Annotated in this window: 19 protein-coding genes; 12 read left to right on the top strand and 7 right to left on the bottom strand. The window is 72.2% G+C overall.

Features of this window, described 5'->3' with window-relative positions:
- Window positions 1–12 precede the first annotated feature (12 nt).
- Complete coding sequence (gene ychF, locus E1269_RS15255; protein ID WP_131895945.1) at window positions 13–1,086, top strand: redox-regulated ATPase YchF; 1,074 nt, start codon at window positions 13–15, stop codon at window positions 1,084–1,086.
- A 342-nt stretch (window positions 1,087–1,428) separates the two neighbouring features.
- Here the strand turns inward: ychF and E1269_RS15250 are convergent, their stop codons facing one another.
- Window positions 1,429–2,016, bottom strand: coding sequence for a CGNR zinc finger domain-containing protein (locus E1269_RS15250; protein WP_239000905.1), 588 nt, complete (start codon window positions 2,014–2,016; stop codon window positions 1,429–1,431).
- A 30-nt stretch (window positions 2,017–2,046) separates the two neighbouring features.
- On the opposite strand from E1269_RS15250, the gene E1269_RS15245 reads away from it, so the two are divergent.
- Window positions 2,047–2,451 (top strand): RidA family protein, encoded by a 405-nt coding sequence (locus tag E1269_RS15245; protein WP_131895943.1) that lies wholly within the window; start codon window positions 2,047–2,049, stop codon window positions 2,449–2,451.
- A gap of 52 nt (window positions 2,452–2,503) precedes the next feature.
- The gene (locus E1269_RS15240) at window positions 2,504–3,085 is read left to right on the top strand and encodes a DinB family protein (RefSeq protein ID WP_131895941.1); all 582 of its coding nucleotides are present in this window, start codon (window positions 2,504–2,506) and stop codon (window positions 3,083–3,085) included.
- A gap of 121 nt (window positions 3,086–3,206) precedes the next feature.
- Here the strand turns inward: E1269_RS15240 and E1269_RS15235 are convergent, their stop codons facing one another.
- Both E1269_RS15235 and E1269_RS15230 read right to left on the bottom strand, forming a co-directional pair.
- Window positions 3,207–4,976, bottom strand: coding sequence for an ABC transporter ATP-binding protein (locus E1269_RS15235; protein WP_131895939.1), 1,770 nt, complete (start codon window positions 4,974–4,976; stop codon window positions 3,207–3,209).
- The gene (locus E1269_RS15230) at window positions 4,973–6,673 is read right to left on the bottom strand and encodes an ABC transporter ATP-binding protein (RefSeq protein WP_131895937.1); all 1,701 of its coding nucleotides are present in this window, start codon (window positions 6,671–6,673) and stop codon (window positions 4,973–4,975) included. Before E1269_RS15230 ends, E1269_RS15235 begins: the two co-directional genes overlap by 4 nt.
- A gap of 93 nt (window positions 6,674–6,766) precedes the next feature.
- On the opposite strand from E1269_RS15230, the gene E1269_RS15225 reads away from it, so the two are divergent.
- Window positions 6,767–7,021 carry a KTSC domain-containing protein gene (locus E1269_RS15225; RefSeq protein ID WP_203433625.1) on the top strand — a complete coding sequence of 85 codons (255 nt, stop codon included), beginning with the start codon at window positions 6,767–6,769 and terminating at the stop codon, window positions 7,019–7,021.
- Window positions 7,022–7,192: 171 nt separating this feature from the next.
- Here E1269_RS15225 and E1269_RS15220 read toward each other — a convergent pair whose 3' ends face one another.
- Window positions 7,193–8,095 (bottom strand): helix-turn-helix transcriptional regulator, encoded by a 903-nt coding sequence (locus E1269_RS15220; RefSeq protein ID WP_131895935.1) that lies wholly within the window; start codon window positions 8,093–8,095, stop codon window positions 7,193–7,195.
- Between the two features lie 10 nt (window positions 8,096–8,105).
- The gene (locus E1269_RS15215) at window positions 8,106–8,993 is read right to left on the bottom strand and encodes a phytanoyl-CoA dioxygenase family protein (protein ID WP_203433623.1); all 888 of its coding nucleotides are present in this window, start codon (window positions 8,991–8,993) and stop codon (window positions 8,106–8,108) included.
- A gap of 167 nt (window positions 8,994–9,160) precedes the next feature.
- Here E1269_RS15215 and E1269_RS32285 point away from each other — a divergent pair, with 167 nt between their 5' ends.
- From E1269_RS32285 to E1269_RS15175, 8 genes are all read left to right on the top strand, one after another.
- Entirely contained in the window at window positions 9,161–11,638 is a 2,478-nt protein-coding gene (locus E1269_RS32285) for a sialidase family protein (protein WP_162606433.1), read from the top strand.
- Window positions 11,639–11,791: 153 nt separating this feature from the next.
- Window positions 11,792–12,892 (top strand): LacI family DNA-binding transcriptional regulator, encoded by a 1,101-nt coding sequence (locus E1269_RS15205; RefSeq protein WP_131895931.1) that lies wholly within the window; start codon window positions 11,792–11,794, stop codon window positions 12,890–12,892.
- Window positions 12,889–13,203 carry a hypothetical protein gene (locus E1269_RS15200; RefSeq protein ID WP_131895929.1) on the top strand — a complete coding sequence of 105 codons (315 nt, stop codon included), beginning with the start codon at window positions 12,889–12,891 and terminating at the stop codon, window positions 13,201–13,203. The genes E1269_RS15205 and E1269_RS15200 overlap by 4 nt, the downstream gene beginning before the upstream one ends.
- On the top strand, window positions 13,170–15,209 hold the full coding sequence (locus tag E1269_RS15195) for an MGH1-like glycoside hydrolase domain-containing protein (RefSeq protein WP_131895927.1): 2,040 nt from the start codon (window positions 13,170–13,172) through the stop codon (window positions 15,207–15,209). The genes E1269_RS15200 and E1269_RS15195 overlap by 34 nt, the downstream gene beginning before the upstream one ends.
- The gene (locus E1269_RS15190; RefSeq protein ID WP_131895925.1) at window positions 15,206–16,819 is read left to right on the top strand and encodes an FAD-dependent oxidoreductase; all 1,614 of its coding nucleotides are present in this window, start codon (window positions 15,206–15,208) and stop codon (window positions 16,817–16,819) included. The genes E1269_RS15195 and E1269_RS15190 overlap by 4 nt, the downstream gene beginning before the upstream one ends.
- A complete protein-coding gene (locus tag E1269_RS15185; protein WP_131895923.1) occupies window positions 16,819–17,313 on the top strand; it encodes a dihydrodipicolinate synthase family protein in 495 nt (164 codons plus the stop codon). Before E1269_RS15190 ends, E1269_RS15185 begins: the two co-directional genes overlap by 1 nt.
- 74 nt (window positions 17,314–17,387) lie before the next feature.
- Window positions 17,388–19,049 (top strand): exo-alpha-sialidase, encoded by a 1,662-nt coding sequence (locus tag E1269_RS15180; RefSeq protein WP_131895921.1) that lies wholly within the window; start codon window positions 17,388–17,390, stop codon window positions 19,047–19,049.
- A 108-nt stretch (window positions 19,050–19,157) separates the two neighbouring features.
- Window positions 19,158–19,748 carry a class I SAM-dependent methyltransferase gene (locus tag E1269_RS15175; RefSeq protein ID WP_131895919.1) on the top strand — a complete coding sequence of 197 codons (591 nt, stop codon included), beginning with the start codon at window positions 19,158–19,160 and terminating at the stop codon, window positions 19,746–19,748.
- On the opposite strand, the gene E1269_RS15170 is transcribed toward E1269_RS15175, so the two are convergent.
- Together E1269_RS15170 and E1269_RS15165 are read right to left on the bottom strand one after the other, a co-directional pair.
- Complete coding sequence (locus E1269_RS15170) at window positions 19,749–20,045, bottom strand: 4a-hydroxytetrahydrobiopterin dehydratase (protein WP_131895917.1); 297 nt, start codon at window positions 20,043–20,045, stop codon at window positions 19,749–19,751.
- 92 nt (window positions 20,046–20,137) lie between these two features.
- Complete coding sequence (locus E1269_RS15165) at window positions 20,138–20,926, bottom strand: succinate dehydrogenase/fumarate reductase iron-sulfur subunit (RefSeq protein WP_131895915.1); 789 nt, start codon at window positions 20,924–20,926, stop codon at window positions 20,138–20,140.
- Window positions 20,927–20,961 lie beyond the last annotated feature (35 nt).

The raw sequence follows: 20,961 nt of genomic DNA, 5'->3' as shown, positions 1-20,961 counted from the left end.
GGATCATCGGCTTTGTCCCTCACCATCGGGATCGTCGGCTTGCCCAACGTCGGCAAGTCCACGCTCTTCAACGCGCTGACGAAGAACGACGTCCTCGCCGCGAACTACCCGTTCGCCACCATCGAGCCCAACGTCGGCGTCGTCGGCGTCCCCGACTCCCGGCTCGGCCGGCTCGCCGAGATCTTCGACTCAGCCCGGCAGGTCCCGGCCACCGTGAGCTTCGTCGACATCGCCGGCATCGTGAAGGGCGCGTCCGAGGGGCAGGGTCTGGGCAACAAGTTCCTCGCCAACATCCGCGAGGCCGACGCCATCTGCCAGGTCATCCGGGTCTTCAACGACCCTGACGTCGTCCACGTCGACGGTCGCATCGAGCCCAAGTCCGACATCGAGACCATCAACACCGAGCTGATCCTCGCGGACCTGCAGACCATCGAGAACGCCCTGCCGCGCATGGTCAAGGAGGCGCGGATGGCCAAGGACAAGCAGGAGACCGTCGTCGCCGTCGAGCGGGCCAAGGAGGTCCTCGATGGCGGGCAGACGGTGTTCGCGGCGGGCCTCGACCCCGAGCCGCTTCGCGAGCTGCACCTGCTCACCGCCAAGCCGTTCCTCTACGTGTTCAACATGGACGACGAGGAGCTGTCCGACGACGGTCTCAAGGCCGAGCTGCGTGGGCTGGTGGCGCCGGCCGAGGCGATCTTCCTGGACGCCCAGATCGAGACCGAGCTGGCCGAGCTGGACGACGCGGAGGCGCTGGAGTTGCTGCGGTCCATGGGGCAGGAGGAGTCCGGCCTGGACATGCTGGCCCGGGTCGGCTTCGACACCCTCGGCCTGCAGACCTACCTGACGGCCGGGCCGAAGGAGGCCCGGGCGTGGACCATCGCCAAGGGCGCCACCGCGCCCGAGGCGGCCGGCGTCATCCACACCGACTTCCAGAAGGGGTTCATCAAGGCCGAGGTCGTGTCGTTCGACGACCTCGTGGCCTGCGGCTCCATGGCCGACGCCCGGTCCAAGGGCCTGGTCCGCATGGAGGGCAAGGACTACGTCATGGCCGACGGCGACGTCGTCGAGTTCCGCTTCAACGTCTGAGAGTCGCGACTCCGCGCCGGCTGCCGTCTCCGTGCGGCCGGTGGCGCACGTCGTCGGCCTGAACGAGCCCGGTGGGTCTGATTCCACCGCACCGGCCTGGAGGGCTGGCTCCGTGCGCGGGAGTGCGGCACCGTGGTGGTCGCGGGCAGCACCTGCCCAACTGCTCACGTGCACGCACTTCGACGCCAGCGAGCGCGACTTCGAGGCCGCCCCTGGTCAGCGATGCGGTGTCGCGGACGATCGATGAGCTGTCACCGTGCCGAGGCGCAGCACGGCGAAGCGCCGACAGGTCGGGTCCCCGACTCATCCGACGGCTTCCTGGGCGACCGCGAGAGAACATGATCAATGGATTGGCGCGGGTGATGTGGACCGCTGGCGGTGGCCGCGGACCTTGGCGAGGTTGCCGCACCGCTGCATCGAGCACCAGCGTCGCTTGCCCGGCCGCGAGGTGTCGACGAGCAGCAGGCCGCAGTCCGGCGCCGCGCAGACCCGGATGCGCGTGGCCAGGTGGCCGGCGAAGAGGTCGATCGCGTCGCGGGCAAGGGTGGACAGGGCGCCGACGGCGCTCGGCGCCGCGTAACCTCGGGCGCCGTCCGCTCGCAGCTCCGGCACCAGGGGTGGTGCCGCCGCCGCGGTGTTGATGACGGCAACGTCGGCCGGGTCCAGCGAGCTTCCGGCCGCCAGCCCGCGCGCGGCACGGGTGATCGCTGCCCGCAGGGTGCGCGCCGCGTCCAGGTCCGCCGCCGAGCCGACCACTATGCCCTCGGCCTCGAGGATCACGTCGAGCCACCGTTCGAGATCGGCCTGGGTGTGGAGGATCTCCCACACCGCATGCTCGCCCTCGCCGCCGGTGTGGGTGAAGTCCAGCGACACCCGGCCGGTGAGGAATCGGCGCCGCAGGTCGAGAGGGAGGTCCGTACGTCGTTGCATGAAACTAGTTTAACTGGTTACATAGCTCCTATGACAGTCACCACGCACATCAACCCAGAGACGATGCACGTGAACCCCGCGTTCACCCAGGTGGTCCGGGTGGCCTCGGCGGCCGACCTCGTCTACGTCGGCGGCCAGAACGGCGTCGACGCGACCGGCACGGTCGTCGGGCCGGACCTCGCGAGCCAGACGCGGCAGGCCATGAAGAACCTGCGCACCTGCCTGACCGCGGCCGGCGCCGGTCCCGAGCATGTCGTGAAGTGGACCATCCTGATCCGTGAGGGCGAGTCGCTGGAGGAGGGTTTCGCAGCGTTCGTCGAGACCTGGGGGCAGCGGCCGAACCCACCGGCCATCACCGCCGCCTTCGTGTCCGGTCTCGCCGTGCCGGGCGCGCTGGTCGAGATCGAGGCAGTCGCGGCGGTCCCGGCAGCCTGACGCTGAACCAGCCGCCCGATCCGGCGACCCGCACCACGTCTAGCCTGGTCCCATGTCGGACGAGAAGGATGTGCTGAAGAGATACCTGCAGGCCGGCCGTGACGCGCTGCTGTGGAAGCTGGACGGCTTGGGGGAGCGCGACGCGCGCTGGCCCATGACGCCGACGGGTACCAACCTGCTCGGCCTGGTCAAGCACGTCGGCAGCATGGAGTACGACTACTTCGGCCTCGTGTTCGGCCGGCCAAAGCCGGAGCCGATGCCATGGCTGGACGACGACGCCGAGGACAACGCCGACATGTGGGCGACTGCCGAGCAGTCACGCGAATGGGTCGTCGACTTCTACCGGCGGGCCTGCGCACATGCCGACGCCACGATCGACGAGCTCGAGCTGGACGCGCCGGGCACGGTGCCCTGGTGGGCGCCGGAGCGCCGGCAGGTCACGCTGCACACCGTCATGGTCCACATGATCGTCGAGACGTCCCGGCACGCCGGGCACGCCGACATCGTCCGCGAGACGATCGACGGACGCATCGGCATGCGCAACGGCAACACCAACCTGCCTGACCACGACGCCCGCTGGTGGGCCGACTACATCGAGAAGCTCAAGCGCACCGCCGAGGCAGCCGGCAGCTGACGGCCCTGGCCGCGCGGGTCAGGTCGCCGAAGTTCCCCATGGATCGACGACGTCGATGCCGGTCCTCGCGAAGTCCCTGGCGTTCCTGCCTGCGGCGGTCGACGGCGGCACGGGCGTCGGATCACCCGGAGTGGTCGCCGTGCCACGACCGCCACAGCGCGGCGTAGGCGCCGCCGGCCGCGACCAGCTCGTCGTGTGAGCCGAGCTCCACGATCCGGCCGTCGTCCATGACCGCGACCCGGTCCGCGTCGTGCGCGGTGTGCAGCCGGTGCGCGATCGCGATGACGGTACGCCCGGCCAGGACCGCGGCCAAGGAACGCTCCAGGTGCCGAGCCGCCCTGGGGTCCAGCAGCGACGTCGCCTCGTCCAGCACCAGCGTGTGCGGGTCGACGAGGACCAGCCGGGCCAGCGCGAGCTGCTGCGCCTGCGCCGGCGACAGCTCCACCCCGCCGGAGCCGACCGCCGTTCCCAGGCCGAGCGCCGACGCCCACCCCCAAGCGTCCACCGCACGCAGCGCCTGCTCGACGGCGTCGTCGTCGGCGGCGGGCCGGCCGAGCACCACGTTGTCGCGCACCGTGCCGCGGAACACGTGGTGCTCCTGGGTGACCAGCGCGACCGACGAGCGCAGCCGATCGAGCGGCAGATCGCCGACCGCGACGCCGTCGACGGTGACGGTGCCGGCCCGCGGCGGGTGCACGCCCGCCAGCAGCTTGCCGAGCGTCGACTTCCCGGCGCCGGACGGGCCGACGATCGCCAGCCGCTCGCCCGGTGCGATCGCGAGGTCCACGCCGCGCAGCACGTCGCGCCCGTCGCGGTAGGCGTAGCTCACGCCGTGGACCTGGACGCCGCGTCCCGGATCGGCGCCGACGACGGCGTCGGCTCGCGGTCGCGGCCGGTCACTCCCGTCATCACCCGCACCGCCACCGTCCCGCCGGACGCCGAGCAGCCGGGCCAGCGCCGCGCCACCGATCTGCAGCTCGTTCATCCAGAACAGCAGCATGTCGATCGGCACGAGCAGCTGCTGGGTGTACAGCGTGGCCGTGGTGACCGCGGCCAGCGAGACCATGCCCTCCAGGTAGAACAGGCCGCCGATGACCAGTGTGGCCACCACTGGGAGGACGAACGAGGTGTCGATGGTCGGCAGGTACACCGTCCGCAGCCGCAACGTGTAGCGCTCGGCAGCGTAGGAGGCGGCGATGTCGCGGTTGACCCGCTCGAACCGCCGATCGCCCAGCCGCAGCGCTTCCACCGTCCGGGCGCCGTCGACGGTCTCGGACAGGCCCTCGGCGATCTGCGAGTACGAGGCGTTCTCGCGCAGGTAGCCGGCGTGGGCCCGGGCCAGGTACCACCGCGTGGCCGCCCACAGGGTCGGCACCGCCACCAGGCACGGCAGCGCCAGCAGTGGGCCGATGATCACGAGGCCGCCCAGCGTGAGGGCGATCGTCAGCGTGCTGATCAGCGTCTCCGGGATCGCGTACCGGACGGCGCGGGCCAGCAGGTCGACGTCGCGGGTGGTGCGGGTGATCAGGTCGCCGGTGCCGGCCCGCTCCACCGTGCCCAGCGGCAGCGCGAGCACGTCGGTCACGAACTCCTCGCGCAGCCGCGCCAGCACCTTCTCGCCCAGCCGCGCCGCCGCGTACATCCCAAGGCCGGTCAGCAGCGCCTGCGCCACGATGAACCCGCAGATCAGCGCGGTGACCAGACTGACGTCGTCCACGCCGCGCGTGACGTCCTCGACCAGCCGGCCGATCAACCACGGGCCGGCCAGGCCGGAGGCGGCGCCCAGCGCGTACAACGCGACGACGACCGCCAGCTCACGCGGATGGGCCAGGGCGAGGCGTCGGGCGCGGGCACGCACCGTCCGCATCGAGGCGACCGGCAGCTCGCTCATGCCTCACCCTCCTCGCGGGCGACCAGCGCCCGGTAGCGCTCGTCGCCCATCAGCTCCGCGTGGGTGCCCGTGGCCACGGCCTTCCCCGCGTCGACGAGGACGACCCGGTCGGCGTGGTCGAGCAGGATCGGGCTGGTGCTGAAGACGACGGTCGTGCGTCCGGTGCGCTCTGCGGCCAGCCGCTCGGCGATCCGCGCTTCGGTATGGGCGTCGACGGCACTGGTGGGCTCCACCAGCACGAGCACCTCGGGATCGACCGTGAGGGCCCGGGCCAGCCGTAGCCGCTGCCGCTGGCCGCCGGAGAACTCCCGCCCGTCCGGCGCGATCTCGGTGTCGAGGCCGTCGGGCAGCGCCTCGAGGATGTCGGCGCCGGAGGCGACGTCGACGGTGCGGTCCAGCCGGTGGTCGTCGGCGCGCCCGGCCGGGTCGAGCTCGTCGCGCAGGGCGCCGGCGAACAGCCGCGCGTCGTTGCTCACCACGAGAACGTGTCTGCGCACGTCGTCGAGGTCCAGGTCGCGAATTGGCTGCTCGCCGTAGGTGACGTCGGAGTCGGTGTAGCGGCCGAGCCGGTCGGCGACGGCGTCGGCATCGGCCGGCCGCGAACAAGCCACGGCGGTGAACCTGCCGCCGTCGACGACGAGTCCGGACGCGGGGTCGTGCAGGTCCGATGCCGCCGCCTCGAGCCGTTTCGGCCCTGAGGCCAGCTCCGGTTCCAGCGCCAGCAGGTCGACGACCCGTCGCGCGGCGACGTGCGCTTTCATGACCACCCCGGCGGCGATGGAGATGCGCCGCACCGGGACGGCGAGGAACACCGCGTAGCCGTAGAACGCGACGAGCTGCCCGCCGGTGAGGTCGCCGTCGAGCACGTACCGCGCGCCCAGGAACACGACGAGCGCCACCAGCAGGCCCGGCAGCAGCATCCGCGTGCTCTCCAGCAACGACTCGACCCGGGCGACCTGGACGCCCGCGTGGCGGACCCGCTGGGACTCCTCGCGGTAGCGGCCGGCGAACATCTCCTCACCGCCGATGCCGCGCAGCACCCGCAGCCCTCCGACGATGTCGACGGCGCGCGAGGTCAGCTCCGACTGCTGGTCGCGCAGCCGGGACTGGCGGTCGATCAGTGGGCGGAGCAGGAGCGACAGCGCCCACACCATGACCGGGACACCAGCCAGCACGACGAGCCCGAGCTGCCAGGACGCCTCGAGCATGATGGTGGCGATGACCACGATCGTGACGGCCGACCCGATGCCGCGCGAGCTGATCTCCAGCGCCCGGCCGATCTGCGTCACGTCGGACACTCCCACGCTCATGACCTCGCCGGCGGACACCCGCCGTGGCAGCGTCGCCCCGAGGCGCGCCGCCTGCCGGGTCACCAGCTGCAGCGTCCGGTACCTCGCACCGAGGGCGTTGGCCAGCGCGCAGCGGTCCTGCAGAATGCCCGACGCGGCCTGGACCAGGCCGAGTGCCAGGACAATCCCGCCCCACAGCAGCAGGTCGGAGCGGTCCCGGGCGGCCAGCCCGTCGTCGATGGCCCGCCCGACGGCGTACGGCACCAGCGCCTGCGCGACCGGCCACAGGCACCCATAGAACGCGCCGAGCAGGACGACGCCGATCTCCAGGCGGGTCAGCCAGAACAGGTAGCGGCCGGGGGTGAGACGATCGGGCCGGCCGGGATCCGGATCGGGAAAGGGCCGCACAAAACCGAGCAGCCTAGCTTTGGCGTCGTCGCGTGACAACTGGTTTACGGCCTGGTCTTGACGGTCCGCGAAGGCCCCAGGACGATCAGAATGATGGACGACATCAGGCGTTGGCCGGTCTCGTCGTCGGCACTACGGTCGGTGGGGTACGACCTCCGGTCGTGGACGCTCGAGGTCGAGTTCGTCTCCGGCGAGGTCTACCGCTACTTCGACGTCGAGCCGCTGGACGTCGATGCGCTGCTGGCCGCCGACAGCATGGGCGCTTACCTCAACGAGGAGATCAAGCCCAACTACGACTACGTCCACGTCGACCCCTTAGCCCCGCCGCGCTTTCGTCGGCGGCGCTGAGGGTTGTCGGCTGCGATCAACGATCCGCGACGTCACCAGGCGTTCCTGCGCCTCAACAGGGTTACAACCATGGTGAAGCACACACGATCCTCGTGATGTCAGCGATCGTTGATGATCATCGGGCGCGACCCCCCTGCAACCTCCGACCGCCCGGAGCGGGGGAGGACAGCGTCAGAGGAGGGGTTCCAGGGCAGCGAGGCCGCTGGCGTCCAGGGGCGACGGCGGTGCCGTCTCGGGCGCGGCGGACCGGAACGCGCTCGGTGCGACGCCGTAGATGGCCCGGAAGCGGCGCGAGAAGTGGTAGGCGTCGGCGAAGCCGCACTGCAGCGCGACCGCGTTCAGCGACAGGTTGCTCATCCACAGCAGCGGCTCGGCTCGGGCCAGTCGCAGCCGTTCAAGGGCGGCCACCGGCCCGATGCCGAACTGGCGGCGGAACACCCGGCACAGCGTGCTGATGGAGACGCCGGCGGCGTCGGCGAGGTCGGCCAGCGTGACCGGACGTGCTACGCCGTCGGCCCAGGCCAGACGCACACTGCTGATCGCGGCGACGATCGGCTCCGGCAGCATGGCGGGCCCGTCGCGGCGTTCCGACCGCGGCGGCGCGGCGGCGAACGTCAGCACCAGCAGGCGGAGGGTCTCGCGCACGTGCTCGCGCCACGCCGGCGGGCACGCCGAGCCCAGCCAGAGCAGGTACTGGCACAGTGCGCCCATGGGGTCCGGCCTGGCGGTGAGGTCGCGTACGATCGGCCACTCGACGGCACTGGCGGCCGGGCCGGACAGCCGGAAGTGAACGTAGGCGTGGCGGGTCGGGCGGCGCCGGTCCCAGCGGAAGGTGTCGCGCATGCCCGGGCGGACCAGCAGCAGCGTGCCGGGCGCCAGCGGCACGGTCATGCCGTCCCAGAGCCAGGTCGCGCTGCCGCTGAGGATCCAGACGAACTCGTAGGTCCGCGCGAGCCGCGGGCCGAACGTGGAGCCGGGCGGGTAGTCAGCGACCGTCGGGCCGAGCCGGGGGACGAGCCGCACCCGCAGCCCGTCCGCCGGCTCATCGCCGTCGAGTGCCGGACCACCCGTCACCGCGCCTCCGTCATCGGTCGCAGCCGCCTTCGCGGTCGGGCCGGATGCGCGGCCGGCGGTGGTCCTCGATGCCCTTGTAGGCGTACGGGTCGCGGCCGGCCACGAGGACGACGTCGCGGAAGTCGGCCTGCGCCATGGTCGTGCCGTCCTCGGGCAGTGTCCACGGCAGCAGCGACTCCGCGCTCATGTAGTGGTTGGCCAGCGCCCGCCGGTAGCCGTGGCGCCCGGTGTTGGGCAGCGACTTGTGCAGCAGGTAGCCGTTGAACAGCAGCACGGACCCGGCGCTGAGCTCCACCGGCACCGCGTCGGCGTCGGCGTACGGGAAGTCGAAGGACTCCACGGTGCAGTCGTAGCGGGGGTCGTCGTGCTCGCGGTTGGGGTAGATGATGCCGGGGCGGTGCGAGCCGGGCAGCACCCACAGGCAGCCGTTCTCGACCGTGGCGTCGTCCAGCGCGATCCAGGTGGCGGTCAGCGACCGGTCGCGGGTCGGGATGAACATCTCGTCCTGGTGCCAGGCCTGGCCGGGCTTGCCCTCGGCCTTCACGAAGAGCATGGACTGCATGGCCTTGACGTTCGGCCCGATCACCTGGGTGAGTGCGTCGACGATGACGGGATGGCGCATCGTATCGAGCATCAGGCTCGACAGCTTGTGCGGGTAGTGGATGCACAGGAACCGGCGGATCACCTCGTTGTCGCTCTCGTCCGGCGACGAAGCGATGGCGCCGTCGATCTCGCCCAACTCACCGCGGCAGATGCGGACGGTCTCGGCGAGCAGCGCGGTCAGTGCGTTGCGGTCGAAGACGCCCTCAAGGATGACGTATCCGTCCTGGTCGTAGCGGTCGGCGAGGGTTGGGTGCGACGACGCGGTCAGGTGCGGCTCAGCGGTTCCCAGGGTCACGGTCGGCCCCTCTCGTGCGGTGCGGCGCGGGATGTGGTCTCCCCGACGATGGTGCGTCCGCGGCAGTCGTCGCCACCATGGCTCCACCGTGCACGTCCTTGGCGAATCATGTCATGTGGCGGAGGACGCCACTCCGGGGGCTGACGGTCCTGAGAGGATTCGGAGCCATGCGTCCCCTCGCGCGACCCTTGGTCGTCGGTCTTGTCATCACCCTCGCCGCCTGTTCCGGAGGCGGCAGCGCCGACGAGGAGGACTCCGGGGAGTCCACCGAGTCGCCGGTTCCGGCCGCGCTCACCGCCACGGTCGAGCGCGTGATTCCGGCCGAGGGCAGCCCGCTGATCCCCGGCACCGGCGACGAGCGGCTGGAGCTGGTCTCGGCGGCGGCCGCGGACGGCGACATCGTCGCCGTGGGTACGCGCCGCGGTGCCGACGGCTCCCGGGACGGGTCGGCGCTGGTGCGCTCCACCGACGGGCGTGAGTGGGCCGACGTCGAGCTGCCGGCCGAGATCGGCGCCGGCACGCTGACCGCCGCGGCCGCGGTCGGCGACGCCGTCCTCGCGGTCGGCAACGCCGAGAGCGGCCAGCCGGCAGCCGTCCGGTACCAGGGCGGCACGGCCGAAGCGGTCGAGCTGCCGTTCCCCGACCCCGGTGCGGCCGGGCAGCCGGCCTGGGTCCGAGCCGTCGCAGCGGCGGACGGCCGGGTCTACGTCGCAGGCGTCAGCATCGAGGGTGTCGAGAACCCGCAAGATGCCGTCGCCGCGCTCACCGTCCTGGTCTCCGACGACGACGGCGCCTCGTGGACGCCGCTGGAGCTCCCGGACGAGTTGCGCGTCGTGGACAGCGGGCCGGCGGTGATCGAGCAGGGGACGCCTGGCCAGATCGATCTGATCACGCACGCCGGGGTCCCGGTGGTCTCGGTGGGTGTGCCCGGCACCGACGGCGTCACCACCACGCTGTGGACCGCGGACGAGTCCGGCGCGGAATGGACCGTTCTGGGCACGGCGGCGGAACTGTTCGAGGACCAGTCGCTGGACCTGCTGCACAGCCATGACGACACCCTGCTGGCCTTCACCCGTGCCGGCACGGACGCGGCGGCATGGCGCAGCGACGACGGCGGCGCGACGTTCAGCCGGGTCGAGACCGAGCCGTGGACGTTCGGCGGCGGCGGGCGTCAGTCCGTGGACACCGCCGTGACGCTGGAGTCGGGTGCTCTCATGGTCGCCGGCGTCACCGAAGGTGAGGTGCGCAACGGGCGGCGTCCCGGCCAGCTGGAGCTGTGGCTGACGTCGGACCTGGAGACGTGGCAGCGCGACCTCGCCGACCCCGCGTTGACCGGCGTGGGCTACCAGCGGCCGGTCGGCCTGGTGGGGCTGGGCGAGCAGGCGGTCGTCATCGGCACCGACCAGCGCTCGCCCACAGAGGATGAGGCCGAGGAGGCGGGCGCGTCGCTGGCCACACACGGCGCCAGTTGGATCGTCTCGGTCGAGGCCTCCGACGTCACCGAGCCGCCGGTCGAGGTCACCCCGCTCGAGGTGTCCGGCTTCACCGGCGAGTCGTCGGTCAGCGCGCTGGTGCCGGTTGCCGACGGCCTGCTGGCCGTGGGGTCGGCCGGTTCCGACGCGGAAAAGGTGCCCGCAGCCTGGGCGTCGCCGGACGGTGCGACGTGGACGCCGGTCGAGGCGCCCGCCCTCGCGGAGGCCCCCGGCGAGATCCACGCGGCGACCGCCACCGCCGACGGTGGCGTCGTCGCCGTCGGCGAGCTCAGGGGTGAGGATCAGGAGTCCGACGACGACGACCGGCTCGGCGTGTGGAGGTCACCGGACGGTGCCGCCTGGGAGCGTGTCGACCTCACCGACGCGGCGTACACCGGCGCCATCGGGTACGGAATCACCCTGGCCGGCGACACCGTGATCGCCGTCGGCGTGAGTGAGCCGGAAGGGCGTGACTACCGCGACGTCGGCATCTGGCGCTCCGCGGACGCCGGCGCGAGCTGGGAGGTCGTGCCTACGGCCGAAGCGCCGTTCCGGGAGCATGACGTCGAGGTGCTGGCCGACATCGCCGTGCGCGAGGACGACACCCTGGTCGCCGTCGGGCACACCGGAGTGCCGGAGGACACCGAGAACGGCGGCTTTCAGTACCCTCCGGTCCCGTACGTCATCGAGTCCGCCGACGGGCAGGCATGGTCGGTCCTGCCCGCGCCGTTCGAGGGCATGGAGTTCGGCGATCTCTATGTCGTGACGCCCGCGGCCGACGGGCTCCTCGCGCTCGGCGCCGCCAGCGAGTCGATGGACCTGCCGAACCTCGACGCTCCGATGCTGCCGTCCGGAGTCGCCCGCCAGACCGATGACGGGTGGGACGTCTCCGACCAGCGCTTCCGGCATCAGCCGCGGATCCTTGCGGCGGCCGAGTCGCCGGCCGGGACCGTCCTCGCCGGTCAGTGGTACCGGCTCTCCGCAGGCACCGACGCGCTGATCGCGGTGGAACGCGAGGGCGAGCTGGTGGCCGCGGACGCCGCCCTGATCGCCGACGGCGACCAGAGCGCCGACGCCGCCGCCGCGCTGGGCGACCAGGTCGTGGTGCTGGGCAGCGACACGACGCAGGACGACGTCACCACCGTGATCGGCTGGTCCGTCACCCCACGCTGAAGACCGCCCATAACCTTCGGTTGATCCAAGATCAACGGGGCGGGCGGACCGGGTCGCGGCGCGGGCGGGCCCCCTTGACGTCCCGGAAACGTCGCCGTTACAGTCGAGCTTCGCCAGGAATTTATACGTATTAGACGTCGCAGGAGAGCGCCCGTGAGCAGTACCGGACGACGCCGCCGGCCCACGCAGGTCGACATCGCGCGGCGCGCCGGCGTCTCCCAGGCCACGGTCTCGTTGGTCATCAGCGGCGGCGCGGCCGCGGACCAGATCGACGAGCCCACCCACCAGGCGGTGCTGGCCGCGGCGGCCGAGCTCGGGTATGCCGCGAACGTGGCCGCGCGCAGCCTCAAAGGCGGCCGCAACCACCTGCTCGGCCTGTATACGTTCGAGCCGGTCTTCCCGACCGACCAGCGCGACTTCTACTACCCCTTCCTGCTCGGCGTCGAGGAGGAGGCCGCGGCGCAGGGCTACGACCTGCTGCTGTTCAGCTCGGTGACGTCGTCGGCCGACCGGTCCATCTACGCCGGCGGCGGCAACCGGCTCAAGATCGCCGACGGCTGCGTCCTGCTCGGTCGCAACGTCTGCCGCGACGAGCTGGCCGCGCTGGTGCAGGAGGACTTCCCGTTCGTGTTCATCGGTCGCCGCGAGGTCGACGAGGGTGAGCTGTCCTACGTCGGCGCCGACTACGTGACCGCCACCAGCGCGATGGTCGCCGAGCTGGCCCGCCTCGGCCACCGCCGCATCCTCTACCTGCGCGCCATCGAGGACACCGAGCCGACCCGCGACCGCGAGCGGGGCTACCGCGACGGTCTCGCGGCGGCCGGCATCGAGGTCGACGAGGCGCTGATCCACGGTCTCGCCGACCCGGCCGACCTGTCCGTCGAGCACGTCCAGCACTGGATCGCCGCCTACGGCGTCACCGCGGTGCTCGTCGAGCCCACTGAGGACAACCGGCTGGTCGACGCCCTGACGGCGATGACCGACGGCGGGTCGGCCACCCGGGTGCGCTTCCCCGAGGACTGCTCGATCGCGCTGCTCGGTGACCCGCCGTCGTGGACGCCCGAGCAGCGCGACTGGACGCGGTTCTCCCTACCGCGCGCGGAGATGGCGCGCGAGGCGGTGCGCATGCTGGTCGACCTGCTGGGCCAGGCGCAGCACGCATCGCGGCAGCTCACCATCCCGTGCACGTCCGTGCCGGGTGACTCCGTCGGACCGGCACCGGCATCGGCTACCGGCCGGGAGGAGGCACCGTGATCCGCGTCATCCCGCGCCGGCTGCTCATCGGACTCTTCGTCAGCTGGGGAGCCGCGTCGCGGATCTTCGGCATCGTCCGGGTGGCACCCGGCGACCCGGCCACCGTCCTGCTGGGCCCCGACGCCGACCCGGAGCAGGGCGCTGCTCGACGCCGCCCTCGACGACGCCGGCCCACCCAGGGAGGCCGATGCGGCATCGACGGCGACGCAGGGCCGCAGGTCCCGTCGAGTCGTGGTTCCAGACCGTGCGCCGAGTGGTGTGAAGGAGGCACCGCCGCATGGGCCGACCGACCGATGTCACAGTGCGCATGAGCGTGCCGGCGCCCACGGGCTGGAACACCTGGGACGTGCGCACCCACACCGGCATGGCGCACCTGCCGTCCGGGCTGCGGGTGCGGTTCGGGCTGCTCGATGCGGCCGCGAACCCCGTGATCGACGGCTTCACCTGGCGGCACGGGCTGGTGCGGCTCGGGCATCACACCGTCGACGGCTCCTTCGCGGAGGTGACGGTCGAGGTCGACGGGGTGGAGCTGCGGCTGGTCCTGGCCGGCGGGCCGGGCGACGAGCTGTACGTGCGCGCGCAGTCCGCGGGGACGGTCGTCGCCGACGTCGCCGCTGGGTGGGACGCCGACCCGCAGCCGTGGCCGGACGCGACACCGTGGGAGTGGCGGCTGGACCGTTCCGGCGACGACTTCCTGGTCGCCCCGGCCGGGTCGAGCGCCACGGCGGCCGACGCCGCCGTCGTCGTGGAGACCCGGCGGGCCGCGGCCGAGGCGACACGGCCACGTTCCGGCGGCTGGTTCCGCGACGCCGCCGACGCGCTGACCCGCGCCGTCACGTGGAACACGATCCACGCGCCCGACCTGGGCCCGGTGCTCACGCCGACCTCGCGCGACTTCGTCTGCGTCGAACGGCAGGGGTTTTACCGCAGCTGGGCGCTGCACGCCTGGGACACGTTCTTCACCGGGCTGGTCGCCGGCGTGGTCGACCGCGACTACGCGCGGGGAATCCTCGGCCAGATCCTGCCGTTCGCCGACGCCGCCGGCATGGTCCCGAACCGGGTCAGCGACGAGCGCGGGCGGACCGACGACCGGTCGCAGCCACCGGTCGGGGCCCTGACGGTACTCAACGTCTACCTGGCAGGCGGGCTGACCGACGCCACCCGCGACCGGCGGCTCCTGGAGGAGACCTTCCCGGCGCTGCTGGCGTGGCACGACTGGTGGCCGGCGCACCGCACCGGTCCGCACGGCCTGCTCGCATGGGGCTCCGACCCGGTCGACGGCGACCCGGAGTCGGCCACCCTCGACCGCACCAAGCGCGAGTCCGGGCTGGACGACTCCCCGATGTACGACGAGGCCACCTACGACGCGGCGACGCACACCATGGACCTCGCCGACGCCGGCTTGAACGCCCTGCACGTCGCCGACGGTGAGGCCCTGGCGGCCATCGCGTCCCGGCTGGGTGCGGACCAGACGGCGGCCAGGCTGCGGGCCGAGACCGCCGCCGCTCGGGAGAGCGCCGCGAAGCAGTTCTGGTCGGCCGAGCACGGCGGCTACCGCAACCTGCGCGCCGACGGCAGCCACGACCCGCACGTCTCGCCGACGCTGCTCTACCCGCTGCTGGCCGGGTTCCCCGACGCCGCGACGGCGCGGGCCGTCGCCGAGGCCATGCTGCACCCCGAGGTGCTCGGCGGCGACCGGCCGCTGCCCAGCGTGTCCCGCGACGATCCCGGGTTCGCCGCCACCTACTGGCGCGGCCGGATCTGGGCGCCGATGGCCTACCTCGCGGTCCAAGGGCTGCGCCGCTACGGCCTCACGGAGCACAGCCGTGCGGTGAGCGCCGCCCTGCTCGAGCTGTTCCTCGCCGAGTGGGAGACGCACAGCCACGTCCGCGAGAACTACCCGGCGCACTCCGGCGAGGACCTGACCGGGTTCCGGCAGCGTTCCGACGGGCTGATGGCCTGGGGTGGGCTGCTGGCCCACCTGGCCTTCGGCGAGCTTGCCGAGGCCCGAGCCGACGGCTGGCGCTTCGCGCACCCGGGCCGGGCGGCGCAGCTGGCGAACCTCCCGCTGGGCGAGGGCCGGCTGGGCGTCCGGGCGAGCGACCGGCTCGTCGTGACGCTCGACGACGCGGTCCTCCTCGACGCCGCGCCCGGCGTCGTCGTCAGCGGCTACGAGCGCACTGGCGACGCCGTCCGGGTGAGCCTCAGCGGCAGCGGAGACGTCTCGGTCGGAGCGCCCGGGGGCGAACTGATCGCCGTCACCGTCGACGGCGGGACCCGGCGCGTGCGGATCGACAGAGAGGGAACCATCGCGTGAGCAGTGAGACGGCAACTTCGACCGACATCCTCGTGGTGGGCGGTGGGCTCGGCGGTGTCGCCGCGGCCCTCGCCGCACTGCGGAGAGGCAGGTCCGTCCTGCTCACCGAGGAGTCCGACTGGATCGGCGGCCAGCTGACCAGCCAGGGCGTCCCCCCGGACGAGCACGCCTGGATCGAACGGTTCGGCTGCACCCGCACCTACCGGGAGCTGCGCGAGAACATCCGCGCCTACTACCGCACGTGGTACCCGCTCACCGACGAGGCCCGCGCCGCCCGCGACCTCAACCCGGGCCAGGGCCGGGTCAGCCGGCTGTGCCACGAGCCCCGGATCGGCGCCGCGGTGCTCGACGCGATGGTCGCGCCATGGGTCGCGGCCGGGCGGCTTCGCATCCTCTACCGGCACCGCCCAGTGGCCGCCTCCGTCGACGGCGAGCGCGTGCGCTCCGTCGTCGTCGAAGGCCCCGACGGCGTCCGCACCGGCGTCGGCGCCCGGTACGTCCTGGACGCGACCGAGCTGGGCGACCTGCTCCCGCTGACCGGCGCTGAGCACGTCACCGGCTTCGAGTCGCGGCACGACACCGGCGAGCCCAGCGCCCCGGACGAAGCCCAGCCGGACAACATGCAGGCGTTCTCGTGGGTGTTCGCCGTCGACCACCGCGCGGGTGAGGACCACACCATCGACCGGCCGGCCGGCTACGCCGCGTGGCGTTCCTACCAGCCGCCGAAGTGGCCGAACCCGCTGATCAGCCTCCGCGCGCCGGATCCGCGCACGCTGGAGCCGTTCGAGCGAGCGTTCATCCCCAACGGCGACTCCGGCCCCGTCGTGGCCGACCAGAGCAAGGATCCCGGCGACCGTGAGCTGTGGGCGTTCCGTCGCATCGTCGCCCGGTCGGTGTTCCGCCGCGGGTTCGCGCGAAGCGACGTCACCGTCGTCAACTGGCCGATGATCGACTACCTGCCGGGGCCGCTCATCGGCGTCAGCGACGAGGAGCGCGACAAGCACCTGGCCGGCGCCCGCGAGCTCAGCATGTCGATGCTGTACTGGCTGCAGACCGAGGCTCCGCGCCCCGACGGCGGCACCGGCTGGCCCGGGCTGCGCCTGCGCGGCGACGTCATGGGCACCGCGGACGGCCTGGCGATGGCGCCGTACATCCGCGAGTCGCGGCGCATCGTCGCCCGCCGGCAGGTCGTCGAGCAGGACCTGTCGCTCGCGGTGCGCGGCACCCGGGGCGCCGAGCGGTACCCGGACTCCGTCGGCGTCGGCATGTACCGCATCGACCTGCACCCGTCCACCGGCGGCGACACCTACATCGACGTGGCCAGCTGCCCGTTCCAGATCCCGCTCGGCGCGCTGGTGCCGGTGCGACTGCGCAACCTGCTGCCCGCGGCGAAGAACATCGGCACCACCCACATCACCAACGGCTCCTACCGCCTGCACCCGGTCGAGTGGAACGTGGGGGAGGTGGCCGGCGCGCTGGCCGCGCACTGCCTGGACGGCGGGCTGGAGCCGCAGCAGGTGTACGAGGACGGCGCGCGGCTGGCGGCCTTCCAGGACGAGCTGGCCGCCGACGGCGTCGAGCTGGCGTGGCCCGAGATCAAGGGGTACTGATGGCGGCCGGTGTCGATGGTCGGGCGCTGCTCAGCGGCGTGATGGCGCCGCTGGTGACGCCGATGGAGCGGCCGGGCGTGCCGTCCGCCGCCGCTGCCTCGGCACTGCTCGAGGCGCTGGCCCGCGCCGGGGTGCGCAGCCTGATGCTGTTCGGCAGCGCCGCGTTCGCCGAACAGCCGACGCCCGTGGTCGCCTACAACATGCCCCGCTACAGCAACCCGCTGACCCCGGAGCTGTTCGACGAGGTGCTGGCGATGCCGCACGTGGTCGGCGTGAAGGACAGCTCCGGCGACCTGGCGCTGTTCGGGCACGTCGTCGCCGCGGCCCGCCGCCGCCCGGGCGTCGGCGTCAGCCAGGGGTCGGAGACGCAGCTGGTAGCCGGCCTGGAGGGCGGCGCGGACGGGATCGAGGCTGCACTCCGTCCGGCCCGGAGCGCCCGCGGTCAAGGCCGTCCTGGACTCACGCAAGCTCTGCCCACCGCCCCGCTCCCATGATCATCAACGGTTGGCGACGCCATGACGTCGCCAACCGTTGATGATCATGGGGCGTCCTCGAAGGAGAGAGAGCCATGGAACGCACCCAGATCAGTCGCCGCACCCTGGTCCTTGGAACCGCCGCGAGCGCAGCCGCCGTCGGTGCCCTCGCGTCGGCGCCGTCCGCCGAAGGCTCGACGCGCTCCGCCGCCACGACGGCCGGCGAGTGCCACGAGTCGCTGGTCTTCCAGGCCGGCGACGACGACTTGGAGGTGTTCCACGTCTTCGGCCTGACGACGACGGTGGCCGGCTCGGTGCTGGCGTTCGCCGAGGCCAGGATCACCCAGCACGACGCCGACCCGCACCACCTCGCGATCCGCCGCAGCCGCGACGGCGGTCGGACGTGGGAGCCTCTGCGGTACGTGCGCCGCTCCGACGGCGTCCAGTCGTTCATCAACCCCACGCCGGTCGTCGACCGCGAGTCCGGGCGCATCTTCCTGTTCCACGCGGAGTGCTTCCGCGACCCCGGCAACACCGGCGGCTCGCCGGACAGCTCCCGCCTCTCCGTCGTGACCAGTGACGACGACGGCGAGACGTGGTCGGACCCGACCGAGCTGACGCACCTGTTCGACGGCGACCCGAACGAGCAGACCCTGCACATGCCGGGCCCGGGCCACGGCATCCAGCTGGCCGACGGGCGGCTGATGCTGCAGGTGTGGCACCGGCGGGCCATCGCCTTCCCGGTGGCGGAGCGGCGCTACGGCGTGACGGTGATCGTCAGCGACGACGGCGGCGCGACCTGGCAGGCCGGCGGCGGCGTGCCCTTGGACGGTGCCTACCCGCTGAACGAGGCCCGGCTGATCGAGCGGCCGGACGGGTCGCTGGCGGTGCTCGGCCGGTACGCCTCCGGCGGCACCCATCCGCGCATCGTGTCGGTGAGCGCCGACCGCGGGCAGACGTGGTCGCCGCCGGTGCTGGACGCCTCGGCCCGGCCGGTGAACGCGATCGACACCGGGGTGGTCCGGGTGCCGCCCCAGGGCTCGGATGACACCAGCCGGATCGTGTTCTCCCGGGTCGACTCGCCGACGCGGCGCAACATGACCGTCTCGATCTCCTACGACGAGGGCATGACCTGGCCGTACAGCCGAGTGCTGACCGAAGGGCCGGCGTCGTACTCCGACGCGGTCGCGCTGCCGGACGGGCGCATCGGCGTCCTGTACGGGCGCGAGCACGCGCCGGGCGTGACCAGGAGCTTCTCGCGTGACGTGGTCTTCGCCGCGTTCGACCTGGCGTGGCTGACCTCCGGCGTGGACACCGGACGGCGTGGCCCGCAGACCCGGTTCGGCTACGAGGTGGAGGAGCTGCCGGCGACCGCCACCTCCGGCGTCGGTGTCTCCACGGTGGCCGACCCCGCGGCCAGCGGCGGCCGTCGGGTCGAGGTCGCGGCCACCGACTACGGCCAGTACCTGGAGGCGACCATCGAGGTCACCCGCGCCGCCACCTACGACGTGTACGCGCGGTTCCGGCACCTGCCCAACGCCGGCGTCGTCACCGTCGACGTAGACGGGGCGCGGCTGGGCGGCCCGGTGGACACGTCGACGGTGTCGGTGCGGTCGTTCAAGACCGAGCTGCTGGGCCGGTGTCGCCTCGGCCGCGGCCTGCACACCGTCCGGTTCACCGTCGTGGACAAGCACGTCGACTCCGCCGGTGTCCGCTTCAGCCCCGACCTCATCTCTCTCGCCACCACCCCGGAATGATCACGTTCAGCACGAAATCCCGTGTCGCACCATGCTTGTGAGCCTGGTGCTGCGCGGACAATCCTGGTGGTGGACGGTGACCGCCGGCGTGTCCGTAGAGTGGGTCGCGTGGCGAAACCGACCCGCTGGGTGACCGAGACGAAGCCGGGCCACTCGCAGTGGTACATCGACCGCTTCCGCACCATGGCCGCCGAGGGCGCCGACCTCGGCGGCGAGGCGAGGCTCGTCGACGCGATGGTCGCGCCGCGGTCGCGCGTCCTCGACGCCGGCTGCGGCACCGGCCGGGTGTCGGCGGTCCTGCACGAGCGCGGGCACGAAGTCGTCGGCGTCGATGCGGACGCGGAGCTGATAGCCGCGGCCAGGCACGACCACGACGGCCCGCGGTTCGTCGTCGCCGACCTGGCCGAGCTGGACCTCGGCGAGACCTTCGACGCAGCCGTGCTGGCCGGCAACGTCATGGTGTTTCTGGCGCAGGGCACCGAGACCGAGGCGCTACGGCAGGTGGCCGGCCACGTGCGGCCCGACGGGTTCGTCGTCGTCGGGTTCCACGTCAATCGGCACCTCGCGTTGGCTGAGTTCGACCGCTACGCCACCGACGCAGGCCTGCGGATCGAGCACCGGTTCGCCACCTGGGATCTGCGGGCCTGGCACGACGACGCCGACTTCGCGGTCACCGTCCTGCGCCACGCCACCCCGTGATCATGCGGCGTGATGGCGGGTGACGATCTCGTCGATGGTGCCGGCCAGGTCCACGTCCCGCTGGGTCACGCCGCCCTCGGAGTGGGTGGCCAGCGTGAACCTGAGGTTGCGCCACCGGATGTCGATGTCCGGGTGATGATCGGCCGCCTCGGCCGCCGCCGCCACGTCGTCTACGATGCGGATTCCGGTCATGAAGTCCGGCGCCTTGACGGTGCGCGTGATGGCCGACGTGTCACCGGACCAATGCGGCAGGCCAGCGAGCGCGACCCGGACGCCGTCGTCGTCGAGCAGTGCCATGTGTGCCTGCGCCTCCATTCCATCACCAGGATTCTGCGTGTCTCACCAGGATCGCAAGCCTGGTGAGACACGAGATTTCGTGCTGAACGTGATCAATCCCCGGGGGTCCGAGGGACTTGAGCGTCCGGGAGCTGGTCGCGGCGGAAGATCTTGCGGCCGAGCCAGGTCACCGGGTCGTAGGAGCGGTCGGCGACGCGCTCCTTCATCGGGATGATCGCGTTGTCGGTGATCTTGATGCCCTCAGGGCAGACCTCCGTGCAGCACTTGGTGATGTTGCACAGGCCGATTCCGGCCTGTTCGCGAGCCAGCTCACGACGGTCGTTGGTGTCCAGCGGGTGCATCTCGAGCTCGGCGTAGCGCAGGAAGAACCGCGGGCCGGCGAAGGACGGCTTGTTCTCCTCGTGGTCGCGGATGACGTGGCACACCGTCTGGCACAGGAAGCATTCGATGCACTTGCGGAACTCCTGGCCCCGCTCCACGTCGACCTGTTGCATCCGGTAGGCGCCGTCGGCCGGCCGCGGCTCCGGCGCGAACGGCGGCACCTTCTCGGCGACCTTGTAGTTGTACGACACGTCGGTGACGAGGTCGCGGACGACGGGGAAGGCGCGCAGCGGCGTCACCGTCACCGTCTCGCCCTCCTCGAACGTGGACAGCCTGGTCATGCAGGCCAGCCGCGGCTTGCCGTTGATCTCGGTGCTGCACGAGCCACACTTGCCGGCCTTGCAGTTCCAGCGGACGGCGAGGTCGCCGGCCTGGGTGGCCTGGATGCGGTGGAGGGCGTCGAGGACCACCTCGCCTTCCTCCACCTCGACGGTGAAGTCCACCAGCTCACCGCCGCTGGCGTCGCCGCGCCAGACCTTCATGTCAAGGTCGTATCCCATTAACGCCTCCTCGGCGGTGATCTGTCGTGTCGTCC

The organism is Jiangella asiatica (genome assembly GCF_004349065.1).
Taxonomy (GTDB): Bacteria; Actinomycetota; Actinomycetes; order Jiangellales; family Jiangellaceae; genus Jiangella; species Jiangella asiatica.
This window is presented reverse-complemented; position numbering and strand designations above follow the sequence as displayed.